The sequence below is a fragment of the Streptomyces bugieae genome (assembly GCF_036352915.1).
Classification (GTDB): Bacteria; Actinomycetota; Actinomycetes; order Streptomycetales; family Streptomycetaceae; genus Streptomyces; species Streptomyces endophytica.
In genome coordinates, this window is the sequence record NZ_JAZBJP010000054.1 from 1 (window position 1) to 20028 (window position 20028).

The window sequence follows — 20028 nt, forward strand, 5'->3', positions numbered from 1 at the left end:
CCGTTTCCCCTACGGCACCGGGCCCCCTCGTTGTTTGCCTTGAGGCATTGTCGAGGCCCTGTCGAGCGGCGTCGAGGCCGCGTCGAGCCGCGTCGAGGCCGTGTTGCGGTCTGCTTGGGGGCCGCCTGGGGCCTCGGGAGTGCCCCGGGAGTGCCCCGGGAGTGCCCCGGGAGTGTCCCGGGAATGCCTCGGGAGTGCCCCCGGGAACGCCCTGGGAGTGCCCCGGGAATGCCCCGCCTCCGGAATACCCCACCCCCGCCCGTACGTTGTGGCCCCGAAGGGGGGCCTCGCGTCCCCTACGGGATCTGTTCGGCGGCCCCTTAGGTGGTCCGCTCGGTGCCCCGCTGAGTGCACCGTGGGGCGCCCCGTCTCTTACGTGCCCCGTCTCTTACGTGCCCCGGCTCTTACGTGTGCCCCGTCTCTCATGTGCCCGGTCGCTCAACGGCCCCGCACCGGGCGGGTGGCGAGCCAGGTGCAGAGGGCGGCGAGGGGGAGTTCGGCGGCCACGGCCATGGCTATGGCGGTGGCCAGTTCCGCGCCGGGGGCGGCGGTGGCGAGGTCGATGCAGGCGTCGGCGAACAGGAGGACGGCCGCGGCGCCGGCCGGGGCGCGGTGGCGGGGGTCGGCACGCAGGACGCGGAGGCCGGCGGTGAGCAGTGCGGCGGCCTCCAGGGCGTCGAGGGCGACCCAGGCGGTGGCCTCGGCGGGCGGCAGGGTGCCGGCGAGGTAGCCGAGCCACGGCAGCAGCGCGAGCCCGGCACCCGCGAGGACGCGGCCCTGCCAGCGGCGGGCGCGGCTCAGTCGCAGCCCCCCGCGGACGGCACCGTTCGCCGAGCAGCGTCCGTTGTCGACAGGGGGGTTGAAGGCGATCAGGGCCATGGCGGAGGTCTCTTTCAAGGTCACGAACCCGGCCTTCGGGCTCGTGATCAAGACTCCGGTTTTCGCCGTTCACAGTCAGTAATGCGGCTGTCCGACTTGGGGTGGCACCAGCTACACCCTCCGTACGGCAATCGGCTTCATGGCAGGTCGCGGCACCCGCCACATAACGTTGGATCATGAAGATTCCGCCCCGGACCCAGCGCGCGCTCACCCGGCTGTCCCGCGATACGTACTTCCTCGCCCTGGGGGCGCCGCTGCACCTCCTCATCGGGTTCCTGCTGTTCATGGCCTTCGGCCTCGTATGGGAGATCGTCGAGGGGAACGACAGCAGCGTGCCGGTGGTCCTGGGTCTCACGCTGGTGCTCACCGCGTCGTCCGTGCCCGCGCTGACCGCCGCCCAGCGCTGGCGCTTCCGGCAGTTCCTGGGGATCGACATCCCCGCACCGGGGTGGTGGTGGCGACGATGGCAGCGGCGGTTCGGCTACCACTGCATGGTCGGGGCACTGCTCGGTGGGCTCGAAGTACTGGTGCTCGGCCTGCTGTTGGCGGGTCTGGCCGCCGGCACGGTGTGCCTGTGGATATGGGCGGTTCCCCTGGAGTGGCGGGTCGGCCATCCCGGGTACTACACCCAGGCCGGCTACGTCACCGTCGCCGGGCTTGCCGCACTCGCCGCCGTCCCCTCCCTCGCCGCGGCCCTGGTGCGCCTGGAGACGCACCTCGCGCCCGGTCTGCTGGGGCCCGACCCGAGCGAGGACCTGGAGCGGCGGGTGATCGACCTCACCGAGAGCCGGGCCGGTGCGGTCGACGCCGCGGATGCCGAACGGCGCCGCATCGAACGGGACCTGCACGACGGCGCCCAGCAGCGCCTGGTGTCGCTGGCCCTGAACCTGGGCCTGGCCAAGGCGACGCTGACCGACCTGCCGCCCGAGGTCCGCGAGGTGATCGACACCGCGCACCGGGAGGCGAAGGAGGCCATCGAGGAACTCAGCAGTCTGGTGCGCGGCCTGCACCCGGCGGTCCTGGACGAGCTGGGGCTGGATGCCGCGCTCTCCGGGCTCGCCGCCCGGGCGACGCTGCCCGTACGGCTGCGGGTGGATCTGGCGCAGCGCACCGTGCCGGCCATCGAGGCGGTGGCGTACTTCGTGGTCTCCGAGGCGCTGACGAACGTGGCCAAGCACGCCCCGGAGGCGACCCGGGTGGATGTGACGGTCACCAGGCTGGGCGAGATACTGCGGGTGGTGATCGCCGACGACGGTGCGGGCGGGGCCGATCCGTCCAAGGGGAGTGGTCTCACCGGACTCGCCCAGCGCGTGCGGTCCGTGGACGGAACATTCCGGATGAGCAGCCCCGTGGGGGGCCCGACCATGATGAGCGTGGAGCTGCCGTGCCCGAGGTGAGGCGTGACGTGGGGGATGACATGGGGCGTGGGGTGGCGGCCGGGATAGCCGGTGCGCAGGGTGCCGGGCCGGGTGCGGTACGGCGGGCCGTGATCGCGGAGGACTCCGTTCTGCTGCGGATCGGGCTGGTCAAGGTCGTGGAGATGGCCGGGTTCGAGGTGGCCGCCGAGGCGGGGGACGCCGAGGGGCTGCTGGCGGCGGTCGCCGAACACCGGCCGGACCTCGCGGTGGTGGACGTGCGGATGCCGCCCGGCTTCACGGACGAGGGGGTGCGCGCCGCCCTGTCGATCCGCCAGCAGTGGCCCGGTACCGCGGTGTTGATGCTGTCGCAGTACGTCGAGGAGCGGTACGCGGCCGATCTGCTGGCCTCGAACACCAGCGGTGTCGGCTATCTGCTCAAGCAACGGGTGGCGGACGTCGAGGAGTTCCTTGAGGCGCTGCGGCGGGTGGCCGACGGTGGTACCGCGCTGGATCCGCAGGTCGTCGCGCAGCTGCTGGTGCGGCGGTCGAGCGATCCGCTGGAGCGGCTGACCGCCCGTGAGCGGGAGGTCCTGGCGTTGATGGCCGAGGGCCGCTCGAACGCGGGGATCGCCGCCGGGCTCGTGGTGAGCGAGAGCGCGGTCGCCAAGCACATCAACAACATCCTCGCCAAGCTGGATCTCCCGAAGGCCGACGCCGACCACCGCCGGGTCCTGGCGGTGCTGCGGTTCCTGGGGGTCGGCTCCTAGGGGGGCCAACCGGTCGTGCGGGTTCGAACCATGGTCCGCCGACCGCCGGGGTATTCGATCCGGGCCGGGCTTTTCCGCGTGAAATCCCGCCCGGATCGCATTTCCTGTCCCGTCACGTGCATCCATTGCCTCTTTTCCCGCGTCTCACAGGCGAGCGGCCTTGTCCTATGGGCCGCACCGCAGGGGTATTTGGAGTATTCAATTTGAAAACCGGCATTAAGGGCATTCGTCGCGTCTCCGCGGCAGTCGTCACCGCGGGTGCCGTTCTGACGGCCGGGGCGTTCGCCGCTCCGGCGCAGGCCGCCACACTCCCGACGCCCACGATCACCGCCGCCGGCGGTTTCGTGATGAACAACAGCACGGGCAAGTCCCTGTTCACCAAGGCTGCGGACACCCGGCGTTCCACCGGCTCCACCACCAAGATCATGACGGCTCGGGTGGTGCTCGCGCAGTCGAACCTCGACCTGGATTCCAAGGTCACGGTCCAGAAGGCGTACAGCGACTACATCGTCGACAACAACTGGGCCTCCTCGGCCCACTTGATCGTCGGCGACAAGGTCACGGTCCGTCAGCTGCTCTACGGGCTGATGCTGCCGTCCGGCTGCGACGCCGCCTACGCGCTCGCCGACAAGTTCGGCAGCGGCTCCACCCGGGACGCGCGGGTCAAGTCGTTCATCGGCAAGATGAACGCCACCGCCAAGAGCCTCGGCCTGACGAACACGCACTTCGACTCGTTCGACGGCATCGGCCACGGCGCGAACTACTCGACGCCGCGCGACCTCACCAAGCTCGCCAGCAGCGCGATGAAGTACTCCACGTTCCGTACGGTCGTGAAGACGAAGTCGACGAAGCAGAAGGTCACGACCAAGAGCGGTGGCTACCGCTACATGGAGTGGACCAACACCAACCCGCTGCTGGGCACTTACGCCGGCACCATCGGGGTCAAGACCGGCTCGGGCCCGGAGGCCAAGTTCTGCCTGGCCTTCGCCGCAACCCGTAACGGCAAGACCGTCATCGGTACCGTCCTCGCCTCCTCGTCGGTTTCCAACCGCACGGCGGACGCGAAGAAGCTGTTGGACTACGCGTTCAAGAAGTAGCCCGTACGGCTCGGGTCGTCACGGCTCGGGTCAAGGGGGCCTGTCGGCGGCCGTTCGGCCGCGGGCAGGCCCTCTGCCGTTTCCGCTGGTCTACGGCGCGTCCGTCGCCTCGGTAGCGTCGGTCGTGTCCGTCGCATCCGTCGGGTCCGTCGGGCCGGACGGGGCGGGGCGCAGGCCGCGGAGGACCAGGTCGCGGACCGCCTCGAAGTCGGCGGTGATCTCCGGACGGGACCACTCGGCGGCGTAACACGGGTCGTGGAAGCGGCCGGTGGCGTCGAAGACGGCGCGGGCCGTGACGGCGGGGGAGGGGGTCTGGAAGGTGCCCTCGCCGACGCCGTCCTCGATGATCCGGGTCAGCTGGGACTCCAGGTCCGTGACGTGCCGGTCGACCACACCACCGCTCTCGCCGATCAGCGCCATGTACGTCGCGAACAGCTCGGGATCGTCGCCCGCCTTGTGCCGCTTGGCCTCGAAGAGCGCGGTCAGCCAGCGGTCCAGCCGCTCGGCCGCCGGGCCCTCCTCCGTCACGATGCCGGACAGCTGCCGGCTCGTCCGGTCCAGCCAGCGCGCCGTGACCGCTTCCCGCAGCGCCGTCTTCGTACGGAAGTGGCGGTAGACGCTGCCGTGGCTGACGCCCAGGGCGCGCGCCACGTCCACGACCGTGGCCTTCGCCGGGCCGTAGCGGCGCAGCACCTCCTCGGTGGCTTCGAGGATGCGCTCGGGGGTCAACGACTCGGGGGGCATGGGGCGGACGGCCTTTCGGGAGGGCGGACGGGCGGGTACGGACCACGGTGTGCGGGTGCCGCCCGGCACCCGTACCGGGTCCGCGGGTGGGGCCGGTGGCGCACCCAGGTGCACCGTGGTCCCCGCGCGGTACCTACGGACGGTACCTGGCCGCCGCCGCGGGCCGCCGCCCCGCCGGTGGTCAGCGCTCGCTGTCGAGGTGGGCCATCTGCTCGGCGGGGTACCGGTCGCCGGCCGCGGCACCGGCCGGGACCGCCCGCTCGATCGCGGCGAGGTCCTCCGCGTCCAGCGTCACGTCCAGGGCCCCGAGCGCCTCGGTGAGCCGGTCCCGGCGGCGCGCACCGACCAGCGGGACGATGTCCTCGCCGCGGGAGAGCACCCAGGCGATGGCTATCTGGGCCACCGAGGCGCCCTTCTGCTCGGCGATCTTGCGCAGCGCGTCGACCAGGTCGAGGTTGCGGTCGAGGTTCTCGCCCTGGAAGCGCGGGCTCATCCCGCGGAAGTCGTTGGCGGCGAGCTTGCGGTCCCGGCCGAAGTGGCCGCTGATCAGGCCGCGGGACAGCACGCCGTAGGCCGTGATGCCGATGCCCAGCTCGCGGGCGGTGGGCAGGATCGCGTCCTCGATGCCGCGGGAGATGAGGGAGTACTCGATCTGGAGGTCGGCGATCGGGGCCACGGCGGCCGCGCGGCGCAGTGATTCCGCACCGACCTCGGAGAGGCCGATGTGCCGGACGTGTCCCGCCTCCACGAGCTCGGCGATGGCGCCGACCGTCTCCTCGACGGGGACGTCCGGGTCGAGCCGGGCGATCCGGTAGATGTCGATGTGGTCGGTGCCGAGGCGCTGGAGGGAGTAGGCGGCGAAGTTCTTCACCGCGTCGGGCCGGCCGTCGTAGCCGGTGAAGGCGCCCTCGATGGTGCGCAGGGCGCCGAACTTCACGCTGATCTGCGCCCGTTCGCGGGCCGCGGTGGGGGCGGTGCGCAGTGCCTCGTTGATCAGCAGTTCGTTGTGGCCCATGCCGTAGAAGTCGCCGGTGTCGAGCAGGGTGATGCCGGCGTCGAGGGCGGCGTGGATCGTGGCGAGGGATTCCGTGCGGTCGCTGTCGCCGTAGAGGGCGGACATGCCCATGCAGCCGAGGCCGAGGGCGGAGGTCTGCGGGCCGGTGGTGCCCAGGGTGCGGGTCTGCACTGCGTGCTCCTGAATGGGGACGAGGGGAGGGGTGCGAGAGGGGGCCGGCACGGGCCGCCGTGGGCGGGGGCGAGTCCGGATCCCTCACGCAAGCAACTATGGCATGACGACTGACAGATTTCAATATCTGTCAGTCGTTGCATCGCCGAAGCGCGTCGCACCCCCACGTTCCCGCAGGTCAGCGCAGTGATCGCGGTAGGCGCAGGGCCAGCGCCGTGGTGCCCGCGACGATCGCCAGCTGCGTCAGCAGGGCCGCCAGCAGCGCATCGCGGATGCCGACGGACGGCAGCAGCGCGAGGAAGAGCGTGCCGAGGGTGGCCACGCCCAGCGCCAGGCCGGACTGCTGGGTGGTGACCATGACGCCGCCGCCCACGCCCGCCTGCGCCACCGGCAGCTCGCTCAGCACGATGCGCATCAGGACCGGCAGCACCAGCCCCTGGCCGAAACCGAGCAGCGCCATGCTCGGCGCGAGGCCGCCCACCGAGATGCCCGGCCAGCCCGCGTGCACGGTCAGCGCCAGCGCGATCAGCCCGGAACCCTGGATCAGCGAGCCGGTGAAGACCACCCGCCGCCCGAACCGCCCCACCAGCCGCGGCCCCGCCAGCGAGGCGACGAAGAAGGTGAGGCAGAGCGGCAGCAGCGACAGACCGGCCGCCAACGGGCCGTAGTGCAGGCCGGTCTGCAGCGCGACGGCCACCACGAACATGAAGCCGCCGAAGCCCACCGAGAACGGCACGATCATGGTGAGGCCGCTGTTCACCGACGGAATGCGGAGGAGGGACGGCGGGACGAGCGGGGTCCGGCCGCCGCGTTCGGCGCGCCGCTCCACCAGGAAGAACGCGACGCCGGCGCCCGGGAAGACCGCCAGCAGGAGCCACGACCACAGGGGCCAGCCGGCCGCCCGCCCCTCGGTCAGCGGCAGCAGCAGCGTGATCAGCGAGACGGCCAGCAGGACGGTGCCCAGGACATCGACCCGGGTCGGGTGCGGCGAGCGGGTCTCGGGGACCGTGCGGGCGGCCAGCAGCCAGGCTGCCGCGGCGATCGGGACGTTCACCAGGAAGACCGCGCGCCAGCCGGAGCCCGCCAGGTCCACCGAGACCAGCAGCCCGCCGACCACCTGGCCGACGGCGCTGGAGACCCCGGCCGTGCCGCCGTAGAGGCTGACCGCCTTGGCGCGTCGCTTCCCGGTGGTCGTGGCCTGGATGGTGGCCAGCACCTGGGGCAGCAGCAGTGCCGCGGACGCCCCCTGGGCGACCCGGGCGGCCACCAGCGTCGCGGCGTCCGGGGCGAGGCCGCACGCAAGTGAGGTCAGGCCGAAGGTGGCCAGGCCCCACAGGAACAGCCGGCGCCGGCCGATCATGTCCCCGAGCCGCCCGCCCAGGACCAGCAGCGTGGCGTACGCGACGCCGTAGCCGGCCACCACCATCTCCAGCATCGCGGGTCCCGCGTGCAGGTCGTGGTCGATGGTCGGCAGGGCGACATTCACGATGAAGAAGTCGATCATCGGGAGGGCCGCGCCCAGCAGCACGGTCAGCAGGCCGAGCGGGGTCAGGGCGGCGGTGGCCGATGCCTGTCGCGGGGCAGCGGCCGGGGTTTCGACAAGGATGGTCTGTGCTCGGGTTTCGCTCACGGATACGACGATCGTCGAGCGCTCAGCCGGGTACCAGAGTGTCCTTATCCTGGTATCACTGCTACCTGGCAACCGCCTGGGCGCTGCGGCACGCTGGAGGCATGACCGTCGACGCGACCCTGACGCAGGCTGCCACACCCCCCGGTGCCACCACGACCCCGCCGTCCGGGGCGGCCCGCCCCACGGGCGCCGCACCCCCGCGCGACGACGCCGCCCGCCGGGCCGAGCTGGCCGCCTTCCTGCGCAGCCGGCGCGAGCGGATCACCCCCGAGCAGGTCGGCCTGCCCCGCGGCGCCCGCCGCCGCACCCCGGGACTGCGCCGCGAGGAGGTCGCGCACCTCGGCGCGGTCGGCGTCACCTGGTACACCTGGCTCGAACAGGGCCGGGACATCCACGTATCGCCGCAGGTCCTCGACGCGGTGGCCCGTGCGCTGCTGCTCGACCGCGCCGAGCGCAGCCATCTCTTCGCGCTCGCCGGCGCCGTCGACCCCGTGCCGGGCAAGGAGTGCACCGGCGTTCCGCGCGCCCTGCGCCAGGTCCTCGACCAGCTCGCGCCGTTCCCCGCGGTCATCCAGAACTCGCGGTTCGACATCCTCGCCTACAACAGCACCTACGGGCAGCTGATGTGCGACCTCGACGCGCTGCCCGAGGAGGACCGCAACTGCATGTGGCTGGCGTTCACCCACCCCCAGTGGCGGGCGAGCGTGGTCGACCTGGACGCCACGATGCGGGTGATGGCCGCCAAGTTCCGCGCCTCGATGGCCGAGCACGTCGCCGAGCCGGCCTGGAAGGCGCTGGTCGCGCGGCTGACGGAGGCCTCGCCGGAGTTCCGCGAGATCTGGGCCCAGCACGAGGTCGTCCGCCCGATCAGTTCCGTCAAGCTCTTCCGCCACCCACGGGTGGGTGTGCTCGAACTGACCGCCACCAGCCTGTGGACGGGCCCCAACCCCGGCCCCAAGCTGATCTCCTACACGCCCGTCGACGAGACCTCCCGCGAGCGGCTGGAGCAGCTGGAACAGCTGGCACTCGTCCCGGCGTGACGCCGTACGAACCGGTGCCGCGGCCTCAGACGCTGCGGCCCGTTGCCGGCGTGACCGCACCGTTCCGTTCGTCGTCCGCGAAGAGTTCCGCCGTGTGCCGCGCGGTGGCCCGCGCCCAGCGGCCCGTGGTGAGCGCGCCGAGCAGCAGGACGGCCGCGCCGCAGCCGGCGATGATCCACCAGGCCGGGCGGCCGGCGGCGAGGAACTCGTCCGCGGTGGCCGCCGCATGCACCCCGCTCGCCAATACGGCGCCGATCACCGCGACGCCGAGCGACTGCCCCACCTGACGGCTGGTGGAGGCCACGGCCGCGGCCACCCCCGCCTGGGCGCGCGGCATCCCCGACACCGCCGTATTGGTGATCGGCGCGTTGACCAGGCCGAACCCGATGCCGAAGAGGACGTAGCCGGGGAACAGCAGCCAGTTCGTGGACGGGGCGTCGAACGCCGCGAACAGCAGCCCGCTCGCGCCCATCGTCGTACCGGCCAGCAGCAGCGGCAGCCGGGGGCCGCGGTTGCCGACCAGCCGCCCCGACAGCGGCGCGAAGAACAGCGTCATCCCGGCCATCGGCAGCATGTAGAGCCCGGCGTCCAGCGCGGACAGCCCGCGGATGTTCTGCAGGTAGAGCGTGTTGATGAACAGGAAGCCACCGAGTGCGGCGAACGCGCAGACCGCCACGACGGTGGCGCCGCTGAACGGCGCGCTGTGGAAGAACCGCAGATCGATCAGCGGCTCCCGCCGGCGCCGTTCGTAACCGATCAGTGCCACCAGCGAGACCAGCGCCACCAGCACGAACGCCAGGATCTCCACCGACGGCCAGCCGGCGTCCGGCGCCTCGATGATCGCGTACGTCAGCGAGCCGAGCAGGGCGATCACCAGCAGCTGGCCGACCGGGTCGACCCGGCGCGGCTTCGGGGCGCGGGACTCCGGCACGTACCGCAGGGTGAGGAAGAGCGCCAGCGCGCCGATCGGGACGTTGATCCAGAAGATCGAGCGCCAGCCGACGCTCTGCACCAGCAGCCCGCCGACCACCGGCCCGGCCGCCATGCTGATGCCGACGACGCCGCCCCACACCCCGATGGCGCGGGCCCGCTCCCGGGGGTCGGTGAAGGTGTTGGTGATGATCGACATCGCGACGGGGTTGAGCATCGAGCCGCCGACCGCCTGCACCATCCGGAAGACGATCAGCCATTCCAGGCCGGGTGCCAGGCTGCACAGCAGCGACCCGAGCGCGAAGACCACCAGCCCGACCAGGAAGATCCGCCGCCGCCCGAGCCGGTCGGCGGTCGAGCCGGCCAGCATCAGCAGCGACGCCAGCACCAGCGTGTAGGCGTCGATCGTCCACTGCATCCCCGAGACCGAGGCGTGCAGCTCGCGCTGCATGGACGGCAGGGCGACGTTGAGGACGGTGTTGTCCAGGCTGACGATCAGCAGGCTCATACAGCAGATCGCCAGCACGAGCAGACGCCGTCGACGGCTGAGATCAGGCATCCTTGAACGCTACAACGATCCCGGTCGTCCGGCCCCGGTGGGGCCACGGGCCCGGTGCGGGACAATGGGAGGCCGCAGCCGGTCGTCCGTGCCGCGCGAAGCCGCGGGGCGTCGGCCCGCCCGCCCCGTACCGCCGCCCCGGACCCCCGGAAACCGAAGAGAACCGCCGGAGAAAGTCGAAGGTATCGCTCCATGTCGCTGCTGCAGATCGGTCCGCACACGGTGCAGCCGCCCGTGGTCCTCGCGCCCATGGCCGGGATCACCAATGCCCCGTTCCGGACGCTCTGCCGGGAGTTCTCCGCGGGCAAGGGCCTCTTCGTCAGCGAGATGATCACGACCCGGGCGCTGGTCGAGCGCAACGAGAAGACCATGCAGCTGATCCACTTCGACGCGACGGAGAAGCCGCGCTCGATCCAGCTGTACGGCGTCGACCCGGACACCGTCGGCAAGGCCGCCCGCATGATCGCGGAAGAGGACCTCGCCGACCACGTCGACCTGAACTTCGGCTGCCCGGTCCCCAAGGTGACCCGCAAGGGCGGCGGCTCGGCCCTGCCGTACAAGCGCCCGCTGCTCCGCTCGATCCTGCGCGAGGCGGTGGCGAACGCGGGCGGGCTGCCGGTGACCATGAAGATGCGCAAGGGCATCGACGACGACCACATCACCTACCTGGACGCCGGCCGGATCGCCGTCGAGGAGGGGGTGACCGCCATCGCCCTGCACGGCCGCACGGCCGCCCAGCACTACGGCGGCACCGCCGACTGGGACGCCATCGCCCGCCTGAAGGACCACGTCGGCGAGATCCCCGTCCTGGGGAACGGCGACATCTGGTCCGCGGACGACGCGGTCCGGATGATGCGCGAGACCGGCTGCGACGGCGTCGTCGTCGGACGGGGCTGCCTGGGCCGGCCGTGGCTCTTCGGCGATCTCGTCGCCGCCTTCGAGGGCCGCCCCGAGGACTACGCCCGGCCGACGATGAAGCAGGTCGCCGACGTCATGCTGCGGCACGCCACGCTGCTCGGCGAGTGGCTGAACGACGAGGCGCGCGGCGTCATCGACTTCCGCAAGCACGTCGCCTGGTACACCAAGGGCTTCGCGATCGGCTCGGAGATGCGCAGGAACCTCGCGGTCTCCTCCTCCCTCAACGAACTCTCCGACCTGCTGGGCGAGTTGGACCTCGACCAGCCCTGGCCCGCCGGTGCCGACGGTCCCCGCGGCCGTACCTCCGGCCGCAACCGCGTGGTCCTCCCCGACGGCTGGCTGGACGACCCGAACGACTGCGCGGGCGTCAGCGCGGACGCCGAGCTGGACACGTCCGGCGGCTGACCCCCGCTCCTCGGCCCGCCGCCCCTACGGCCGGTACACGCACGCCGCCAGCGGTGCGTGCCGCTTCCAGTCCAGCGACTCGTACAGGGCCTGGCCCTCGTCGGTGGCGCCCAGGATGCCGAGGCGGGCGCCCTCGGCCACGGCGCGGTCGGCGAGGGTGCGCATGACCACACTGCCGAGCCCGCGGCGGCGGTGGGCCGGATCGGTCTCGACCCGGTCGACGACGGCGGCGTCCCCGAGGACGGCCATCTGACCCTTCGCGGCGAGCGTGCCGGCCGCGTCGTGCACCCGTACGTACGTGACGCCGGCGCGGTGCTCCACGGAGGTGGCGTAGCCGTCGGGCGTCACCGGATGCGTGGTCCGCAGATCCGTGGCCATCAGGTGGCCGGCGTCCTCCCGGTCGGCCTGCCAGCCCGTCGGGAGCCAGCGCTCGACCTCCGCGTCCTCCAGGCACACCTTGAGCCAGGTGTCGGGCACCGTCACCGACGCGGTGGCCGCGCGCACCGCGGCCTCGGTGGCCTCGGGCAGGACGTGCCGCCCGACCTGGCCGGGCGTGCCGACCTCGATGTACAGGCCCCAGGGCGTGGCGAGCGGCTCCGGCGTGCCGCGCGATATCGCCCAGCCGGCTCCCCAGTTGCTGACGAGTTCCGAAAGCATCAAGTCCTCCCCGAGTGGCGGTAGTTGGTGGTGGCAGGTAAGGGATGCTGCCCGGGTGTGCACATTACGCGACGGGGGGCGTCGGGGCACCTCTTTATGCGGGCGGACCGGACTCGGGCGCGGCGCACCGAAATGCCGACCGTGGCCGCGTACCGTTTGAGGCCGAATGCCGGATTTACGGCATGCTGGAGGTGAAGGAGCCGCCGTGTCGAGGACGCAGTCGTGCTGAGTGGGGACCGTTCGCTCGGTGAGGTGGAGCGGGCGGTCCGGGCCCGGGTCGGGGACCTGCCCGTGCGCCCCGAGCAGATGGCCGCGGTGGCGGGCATCTACCGGGCCGCGGCCGCGGTGCGCCAGCACTTCGAGAACTCCGTACTGCGCGGCGCCGATCTGACCTGGACCGGCTTCGTCGTGCTCTGGGTGGTGTGGATCGGCGGCGAACGCGAGACCCGCAAGGTCGCCGAGGAGGCCGGCATCTCCAAGGGCACGCTCACCGGCGTCGCCCGCACCCTGCAGAACCGCGGCCTGCTGGAGCGCCGGGCGCACCCCACCGACCGGCGGCTCGCGCTGCTCTCCCTCACGCCTGAGGGGGAGCGGCTGATGGCCCGGCTCTTCCCGGAGTTCCACGACGAAGAGGTCTTCGTGACCGGGGGGTTGAACGACGACGAGGCGCTGGACCTGGCGGAGCTGCTGCGCCGGATCGTGGCGCAGGTGGAGCGCCGCGGCGCGGAACGGCGGCTGGAACTGCTCGACGGCCGTGACCCGCCGCCCCGCCGCAGCGGCCGCCGGCCGAAGGGTGCCGGTGCGCTCTGAGGCCGCGCCCGCGGGGTCGTATACGACCCCGCCCGTCCGGGCGGCGTTCCGGCCCGGCCGGGAACTATGGCCTGATAGCGACGTCCTGCCCCGGCATGCCCTCCCGGCACTCGACTTTCGCGCGCCGAGTGGCCGAATCGCGTAGCGAACGACTCACCGCGTGCGCGCGGGCGACCTCGCGACGGGGTGCTTTTCTTGATCGACCAGCCATCGAGGGGGTCCAAATGATGGGACCCCAGCACACATGAGCGCGTGATTCTCGCCACCCCTGATAGGGGTTGCGCTCAGATGAGCGGATGGGGCCGGGCTCCACCTCTCGGAAAGGTGGCACCGGGTGCCACCCTTCTTGTGTTCGAATCATGCACTCATTCGTCGCGATGCGTATCACAGATGCGCCTCTACGATCACGCTTCGTAGTGATGCGTTCGAGTGTTGAATGGACGCCCGAGCGGGTGATCACTTTCGATCTGCTGGCTGACAGCCGGTTACGCACGTATGTCGACCAAGTGGACGTACCCATACGCCTTCGATCTGGGTATGTTCCTCGCCGTCAGGGCAGCCCGTCGGCGAGGAGTCAGTGCCGTGCCGGAAACACAAGATCCCCACGTAACCCAGCCTTCGTCCGCGAAGTTCGTCTACGACTTCACCGAGGGCAACAGAGACCTCAAGGACCTCCTCGGTGGCAAGGGTGCGAACCTCGCCGAGATGACCAACCTGGGACTTCCCGTCCCTCCGGGGTTCACGATCACCACCGAGGCCTGCAAGGTCTACCTGGAGAGCGGCACCGAGCCGGCGGCACTCCGTGCCGAGGTCTCCCAGCATCTCGACGCCCTTGAGCAGAAGATGGGGAAGAAGCTCGGCCAGGCCGACGACCCGCTGCTCGTATCGGTGCGTTCCGGGGCGAAGTTCTCCATGCCCGGCATGATGGACACCGTCCTCAACATCGGCCTCTCCGATGCGTCGGTTTCCGGCCTCGCCGCGCAGGCCGGCGACGAGCGGTTCGCGTGGGACTCCTACCGCCGCCTGATCCAGATGTTCGGCAAGACCGTGCTGGGCGTCGACGGCGAGCTCTTCGAAGAGGCGCTGGAGGAGGCCAAGCGGGCCAAGGGCGTCCGCGTCGACGTCGAACTGGACGCCGCGGACCTGCAGAACCTGGTCGCGCACTTCAAGGACGTCGTCGCCAAGGAGACCGGCCGGGACTTCCCGCAGGACCCGCGCGAGCAGATGGACCTCGCCATAAGGGCCGTCTTCGACTCGTGGAACACCGACCGCGCCAAGCTCTACCGCCGCCAGGAGCGCATCCCCGGCGACCTCGGCACGGCCGTCAACGTCTGCTCCATGGTCTTCGGCAACCTCGGCCCGGACTCCGGCACCGGCGTCGCCTTCACCCGCGACCCCGCCTCCGGCCAGCAGGGCGTATACGGCGACTACCTGCAGAACGCGCAGGGCGAGGACGTCGTCGCCGGCATCCGCAACACCGTGCCGCTCGCCGACCTCGAGAACATCGACAAGGCGTCGTACGACCAGCTGATGCAGATCATGGAGACGCTCGAAACGCACTACAAGGACCTGTGCGACATCGAGTTCACCATCGAGCGCGGCAAGCTGTGGATGCTGCAGACCCGGGTCGGCAAGCGCACCGCCGGTGCCGCCTTCCGGATCGCCACCCAGCTCGTCGACCAGGGCCTGATCGACGAGGCCGAGGCGCTCCAGCGGGTCAACGGCGCGCAGCTGGCGCAGCTGATGTTCCCCCGCTTCGACCTCGGCGCGAAGTCCGAGATGATCGGCCGCGGCATCGCCGCCTCCCCGGGCGCGGCGGTCGGCAAGGCCGTCTTCGACTCGTACACCGCCGTCAAGTGGTCGCGTTCCGGCGAGAAGGTCATCCTGATCCGCCGGGAGACCAACCCCGACGACCTCAACGGCATGATCGCCGCCGAGGGCATCCTCACCTCCCGCGGCGGCAAGACCTCGCACGCCGCCGTCGTCGCCCGCGGCATGGGCAAGACCTGTGTCTGCGGCGCCGAGGAGCTGGAGGTCGACACCAAGTCCCGCCGGATGACGACCCAGGACGGGACCGTCATCGAGGAGGGCGACGTCGTCTCCATCGACGGCTCCACCGGCAAGGTCTACGCCGGCGAGGTGCCGGTCGTGCCGTCCCCCGTCGTGGAGTACTTCGAGGGCCGGATGCACGCCGGCGCCGACGACGCCGACGAGCTGGTCAAGGCCGTCCACCGGATCATGGCGTACGCGGACCGGGTCCGCCGGCTGCGGGTCCGCGCCAACGCCGACAACGCCGAGGACGCCGCCCGCGCCCGCCGGTTCGGCGCCCAGGGCATCGGCCTGTGCCGCACCGAGCACATGTTCCTCGGTGAGCGCCGCGAGATGGTCGAGCGCCTGATCCTGGCCGACACCGACGCCGACAAGGCCGCGCTCGAAGAGCTGCTGCCGCTCCAGAAGGCCGACTTCATCGAGCTCTTCGAGTCGATGGACGGACTGCCGGTGACGGTACGGCTGCTGGACCCGCCGCTGCACGAGTTCCTGCCCGACATCACCGACCTCTCGGTGCGGGTCGCGCTGGCCGAGGCCCGCCACGAGAAGCATGAGAACGACCTGCGGCTGCTCCAGGCGGTGCACAAGCTGCACGAGCAGAACCCGATGCTGGGTCTGCGCGGTGTGCGCCTCGGCCTGGTCATCCCCGGTCTGTTCGCGATGCAGGTGCGGGCGATCGCCGAGGCGGCCGCCGAGCGCAAGAACGCCAAGGGCGACCCGCGCGCGGAGATCATGATCCCGCTCGTCGGCACCGTCCAGGAGCTGGAGATCGTCCGCGAGGAGGCCGAGCAGGTCATCGCCGAGGTCGAGAAGACCCACGGGGTCGAGCTCAAGCTCACCCTCGGCACGATGATCGAGCTGCCCCGCGCCGCCCTCACGGCCGGCCAGATCGCGGAGTCGGCGGACTTCTTCTCCTTCGGCACCAACGACCTGACGCAGACCGTCTGGGGCTTCTCCCGGGACGACGTCGAGGCCAGCTTCTTCACCGCGTACCTGGAGAAGGGCATCTTCGGCGTCAGCCCGTTCGAGACCATCGACAAGGACGGCGTGGGCTCGCTGGTCCGCAACGCCGCCGCGGCCGGCCGGGCCACCCGCCCGGACCTCAAGCTCGGCGTCTGCGGTGAGCACGGCGGCGACCCGGAGTCCGTCCACTTCTTCCACGAGGTGGGCCTGGACTACGTCTCCTGCTCCCCGTTCCGCATCCCGGTCGCACGACTGGAGGCGGGCCGGGCGGCGGCCGAGTCCAAGGGCAGCGACAGCCGCTGACCCAGGAGGGCACCGCGGGCGCCGGGCGCGTCCGCGGTGCTTTCGAAACCACCGGAACCGGCGGCGGGGCCACCTCAAAAACCCTCACCAGCCCGGCCGTCGGCTCCGGAACCCCAACGAGGGCGGCACCTGTGCGGAGGTGCCGCCCTCGCTTTCTCCGGACTCCCCCCTCGGGAGCTGCCGCCACCCCGGTCGGCGCGGGAAGGCGGCCTTCGACGGGGCTGCCGAGCGGGCGGTTCCTTGCCCATCACCCCCCACGGGATCGAGCAATCCGGGCCGTTCGTGCCGCCGTCGAATTGAGTACAAGCATTCCTCCCGGCCCCCGGACGGCGCGAGGACTTTCAAGTCTGGCCAAAAGGGCATGGTGACCGCGCGTGTTGGCGTGCATACTCAGGCGTGCCGGGGGCCGACGGAAGAAACCAAGGGTGGGGGTTCGGTGTTACGCGTCCATTTCAGTGGACTCGATCTGGCCCGTGTGCGCATTGCGGCACGCCCGGACGCGCTGTGGGAGACCGTGTTGAGCTTTCACCGGCTGCGTGACCGGCGGGACGATTCGGCGTTCGGCAAATGGCGATCGGAAACACGGGGAAAGTTGAATGGCGAAGCGCGTCTGCTGGCGCCGCTGGTGCCCACGCGCGGCTATTTCCCGGATTTCCTGACGCCCGCCGAAGGGCTCCTCGGGCTGGCCGACGCGCTCGCCGCACTGCGCGAGACACCGGCCGACCGGCTGCACACCGAGCTGTCCCGGCTCTCCACCGCCGCCCGTCCGCTCCCGTCGTGGATCCGGGCGATGGCCGACGGCGAGACCCGCGCGCTCGGCCGCCTCGCCACCATCCTGCAGGGCTACTACGAGGTGGCCGTCGCCCCGCACTGGGCGCGCATCCAGGGCCGCATCGAGGCCGACCGGGCCGCCCGCGGCCGGGCGCTGCTCGACGGCGGCGCGGACCGGCTGCTCGCCTCGCTGCCGCCGATGATGCGCTGGCGCCCGCCGGTCCTGGAGGCCGACTATCCGGTGGACCGCGATCTCCATCTCAACGGCCGCGGCCTGCTCCTGCTGCCCTCGTACTTCTGCCGCCGCACCCCGGTGACGTTCCACAACCCGGACCTGACGCCCGTCCTGGTCTACCCGGTGGAGCACCCGGCGCCGCGGCTCACCCCGCACGTACCGTCCGAGCGATGTCTCGGCCGACTCGTCGGCAAGACCCGCTCGGCGATACTGCAGGGCGTCGGCGTCGGCTGCACCACCAGCGAACTCGCCCGCCGGGCCGACGTCTCGCTGGCCTCCGCCAGCCAGCACGCCACCGTCCTGCGCGACGCCGGCCTGCTCACCACACTCCGGCAGGGCAACGCGGTACTGCACACCCTCACCCCGCTGGGCGCGGCCCTGCTGCGCGGCGCCCGGCCCGCGGAGGACGCGGCGTACGAGCGGCTGGCGTGACGCCGGGGCCGCGTACGGGTGGCGGCGGGTGCGGGCCGGGGCTCGGGACGCGCGGTCGGCGTGCGGAGCGGGCCGCGTACGCCGGACGGGGACCGGCACCCTCCTGCGCCGTGCGGGCGCGGACTACGCCATCAGTACGGGCGGTCCCCCGCGATGGCGACCCGTTCGGCGACCCGGCGCTGTGTGCCGTAGTCGTTCACGGCGTAGTGCTGGGTGGCGCGGTTGTCCCAGAAGGCGACGTCGCCCGCCTGCCAGCGCCACCGCACCTGGAACTCCGGCACGTGCGCCTGCTGGAACAGCAGCCGCAGCATCCGATCGCTCTCCGCCTGCGTCCAGCCCGCGATCCGGGTCGTGAAGGAGGCGTTGACGAACAGCGTCCGCCGCCCGGTCTCCGGGTGGCGGCGCACCACCGGATGCTCGACGGGCGGGAACTCCTCCTGGAATGGCGCCAGCTGAGCCGCGGGTGAGAAGCGGGCGAAGCCCGGGAGATAGTCGTGCACCGCCCGTGCCCCGTCGATGCGGGCCCTGATTTCCGACGGCAAATTGTCGTACGCCGCCGCCATATCGGCCCACAGGGTGTCTCCCCCGGAGGCCGGTACCTCTCGAAGCTGCAACACCGCGCCCAGCGCCGGGCGTTCCCGGAACGTGACGTCCGCGTGCCATACGTTCTCGAACGTAGGAACCGCGCCGGCCGTCTTGTCGAACCGCACCACCTCCTTCGTATCTCCCTGCGCCAGGAGCGGATTGGACTCCAACTCCCCCCAATTCGCGGCGAATTCGCGTTGTGACTCGGAAGTCAGGTGTTGCCCGCGGAAGAACAGCACCTTCCACTCCAGCAGCGCCCGGTTCAGCTCCGCCCGCAGCTCCGCGGTCAGCGGCCGGGACAGGTCCAGCCCACGGATCTCGGCCCCGAGGACCGCCCCCTGCGGTACGACCTCGAAGCGCTCGTAGGGGCGGTCCGTCCATCCGTCGGGCGTACGACGCACCATCCGCGGACCTTCGTAGAGGCCGTCGGCGGGGATGCGGTGGGGGCGGAGGGGAGGGAGGGGGGACAGCGGGGAGGGGGCGAGGGGCGTCATGGGGCCTCCTTGGGGAAGGGGAGACGGCACAGCCGGAGGAAGGGGAGGGTGCCGGTCGCGGGCGGGGTGGTGGGCGTGAGCCCGAACGGGGAAGTGTGCAGGCCGTACGGAAGCGGCTCAGGCCATAGGGAAGCGACTCAGGCCGTACGGAAAAGCGGCTCAAGCCGTTCAGGCCGTACGGAAACAACACGCCGGGGGAGACCCCACCCGACCGCGGCGGCGCAGGAAGCTCAGGCCGCGGGGCGCACACTCACCGTGGGGGCCGCGGTCGCGCGGCGCCGCCTCACGTGGCTTCGGGTGCGTGCTCATGCCACGCACCGTACCCCGTACGCCGGCGACCCATGCCGCCCTCAGTCATCGATCCCGCTGCGCTCCACCCCCGCGACGATGTACCGCTGGAGCAGCAGGAAGACGACCACCAGCGGGACGATCGACACCGCCGCCGCCACGAACAGCTCGTGCAGATTGAGGTTCTGCGCGGTGGTGAACGTGGACAGCGCGACCTGCACCGTCCACGCCTCCTGGTCCTGCCCGATCACCAGCGGCCACAGGAACGCGTTCCAGGCGCCGATGAAGACGATCGTGCCGACCGCGGCGAACACCGGCCGGGCGTTGGGGACGACGATGCGCCAGTACGTCCGCCAGTAGCCGAGCCCGTCGACCCGCGCCGCATCCTCCAGCTCCCGGGGGAAGCCCAGGAAGTACTGGCGGAAGACGAAGCAGGCGAAGGCGCTGAACAGCGTCGGGATGATCAGCCCGCGCAGGGTCGAGATCCATCCCAGCGTCGACACCAGCACGAAGCTCGGCACGAACGTCACGGCCGCCGGCACCATCAGCGTCCCGAGGATCGCGTAGAAGACGGCATTGGCGTACCGGTACGGAATCCGCGCCAGCCCGTAGCCCGCGAGCGAGGCCAGGACGACCGTACCGACCGTCGTCGACACCGCGATCAGCGTGGAGTTCAGCAGGGCCCGCCCCAGCGGCAGGTTCGGGTCGCGGAAGACCTCGGTCAGGTTCGACCACTGGAGGTCGCGCGGGAAGAACGTCCAGTAGGGCGAGGTGATGTCCTGCTCGCTCGCCAGCCCGTTCCGCACCAGGAGGTAGAACGGGACCAGGAACAGCAGCGCCAGCGCGACCAGCAGCACCACGCGCAGGGCCCGCCCGGCCTTGGTCAGGGCATCCCCCGTCAGTGGGTCTCGCTTCCGGGTCCGCATCC

16 protein-coding genes are annotated in these 20028 nt (G+C 71.5%); 8 read left to right on the plus strand and 8 right to left on the minus strand.

The features are described from left to right. Positions 1–438: 438 nt before the first annotated feature. A complete protein-coding gene (locus V2J85_RS38275; RefSeq protein WP_330824153.1) occupies positions 439–903 on the minus strand; it encodes a hypothetical protein in 465 nt (154 codons plus the stop codon). Between the two features lie 152 nt (positions 904–1055). Between V2J85_RS38275 and V2J85_RS38280 the strand changes: the two genes are divergently transcribed. From V2J85_RS38280 to V2J85_RS38290, 3 genes are all read left to right on the plus strand, one after another. Continuing rightward, positions 1056–2276: a sensor histidine kinase gene (locus V2J85_RS38280; RefSeq protein WP_330824154.1), complete on the plus strand. Its 1221-nt coding sequence runs from the start codon at positions 1056–1058 to the stop codon at positions 2274–2276. An 89-nt stretch (positions 2277–2365) separates the two neighbouring features. Continuing rightward, on the plus strand, positions 2366–3004 hold the full coding sequence (locus V2J85_RS38285; RefSeq protein WP_261957131.1) for a response regulator: 639 nt from the start codon (positions 2366–2368) through the stop codon (positions 3002–3004). A 203-nt stretch (positions 3005–3207) separates the two neighbouring features. Further along, a complete protein-coding gene (locus V2J85_RS38290; RefSeq protein ID WP_261951572.1) occupies positions 3208–4101 on the plus strand; it encodes a D-alanyl-D-alanine carboxypeptidase family protein in 894 nt (297 codons plus the stop codon). A gap of 90 nt (positions 4102–4191) precedes the next feature. Here the strand turns inward: V2J85_RS38290 and V2J85_RS38295 are convergent, their stop codons facing one another. The 3 genes from V2J85_RS38295 to V2J85_RS38305 all read right to left on the minus strand — a co-directional run bounded on the left by V2J85_RS38295 (position 4192) and on the right by V2J85_RS38305 (position 7661). Further along, positions 4192–4845 carry a TetR/AcrR family transcriptional regulator gene (locus V2J85_RS38295; RefSeq protein ID WP_330824155.1) on the minus strand — a complete coding sequence of 218 codons (654 nt, stop codon included), beginning with the start codon at positions 4843–4845 and terminating at the stop codon, positions 4192–4194. A 181-nt stretch (positions 4846–5026) separates the two neighbouring features. After that, positions 5027–6031, minus strand: coding sequence for an aldo/keto reductase (locus tag V2J85_RS38300; protein ID WP_330824156.1), 1005 nt, complete (start codon positions 6029–6031; stop codon positions 5027–5029). A 178-nt stretch (positions 6032–6209) separates the two neighbouring features. Continuing rightward, positions 6210–7661 (minus strand): MFS transporter, encoded by a 1452-nt coding sequence (locus V2J85_RS38305; RefSeq protein ID WP_419836873.1) that lies wholly within the window; start codon positions 7659–7661, stop codon positions 6210–6212. Positions 7662–7762: 101 nt separating this feature from the next. Here V2J85_RS38305 and V2J85_RS38310 point away from each other — a divergent pair, with 101 nt between their 5' ends. Then, positions 7763–8701, plus strand: coding sequence for a helix-turn-helix transcriptional regulator (locus V2J85_RS38310; RefSeq protein ID WP_261951575.1), 939 nt, complete (start codon positions 7763–7765; stop codon positions 8699–8701). Between the two features lie 25 nt (positions 8702–8726). Here the strand turns inward: V2J85_RS38310 and V2J85_RS38315 are convergent, their stop codons facing one another. Then, positions 8727–10190 carry an MFS transporter gene (locus V2J85_RS38315; protein ID WP_330824157.1) on the minus strand — a complete coding sequence of 488 codons (1464 nt, stop codon included), beginning with the start codon at positions 10188–10190 and terminating at the stop codon, positions 8727–8729. Positions 10191–10382: 192 nt separating this feature from the next. Between V2J85_RS38315 and dusB the strand changes: the two genes are divergently transcribed. Beyond that, positions 10383–11513 (plus strand): tRNA dihydrouridine synthase DusB, encoded by a 1131-nt coding sequence (gene dusB / locus V2J85_RS38320; RefSeq protein ID WP_330824158.1) that lies wholly within the window; start codon positions 10383–10385, stop codon positions 11511–11513. Between the two features lie 24 nt (positions 11514–11537). On the opposite strand, the gene V2J85_RS38325 is transcribed toward dusB, so the two are convergent. Then, complete coding sequence (locus V2J85_RS38325; RefSeq protein WP_330824159.1) at positions 11538–12170, minus strand: GNAT family N-acetyltransferase; 633 nt, start codon at positions 12168–12170, stop codon at positions 11538–11540. Between the two features lie 225 nt (positions 12171–12395). Here V2J85_RS38325 and V2J85_RS38330 point away from each other — a divergent pair, with 225 nt between their 5' ends. From V2J85_RS38330 to V2J85_RS38340, 3 genes are all read left to right on the plus strand, one after another. Next, positions 12396–12980, plus strand: a complete 585-nt coding sequence (locus V2J85_RS38330; RefSeq protein ID WP_261957134.1) for a MarR family winged helix-turn-helix transcriptional regulator — start codon at positions 12396–12398, stop codon at positions 12978–12980. A 537-nt stretch (positions 12981–13517) separates the two neighbouring features. Beyond that, the gene (ppdK, locus tag V2J85_RS38335) at positions 13518–16295 is read left to right on the plus strand and encodes a pyruvate, phosphate dikinase (RefSeq protein ID WP_419836874.1); all 2778 of its coding nucleotides are present in this window, start codon (positions 13518–13520) and stop codon (positions 16293–16295) included. 592 nt (positions 16296–16887) lie between these two features. Next, positions 16888–17733 (plus strand): ArsR/SmtB family transcription factor, encoded by an 846-nt coding sequence (locus tag V2J85_RS38340; RefSeq protein ID WP_261951582.1) that lies wholly within the window; start codon positions 16888–16890, stop codon positions 17731–17733. A gap of 131 nt (positions 17734–17864) precedes the next feature. Here the strand turns inward: V2J85_RS38340 and V2J85_RS38345 are convergent, their stop codons facing one another. Beyond that, complete coding sequence (locus V2J85_RS38345) at positions 17865–18812, minus strand: TauD/TfdA dioxygenase family protein (RefSeq protein ID WP_261951583.1); 948 nt, start codon at positions 18810–18812, stop codon at positions 17865–17867. A 350-nt stretch (positions 18813–19162) separates the two neighbouring features. After that, positions 19163–20026: a carbohydrate ABC transporter permease gene (locus V2J85_RS38350; protein WP_330824161.1), complete on the minus strand. Its 864-nt coding sequence runs from the start codon at positions 20024–20026 to the stop codon at positions 19163–19165. Between the last annotated feature and the right edge of the window lie 2 nt (positions 20027–20028).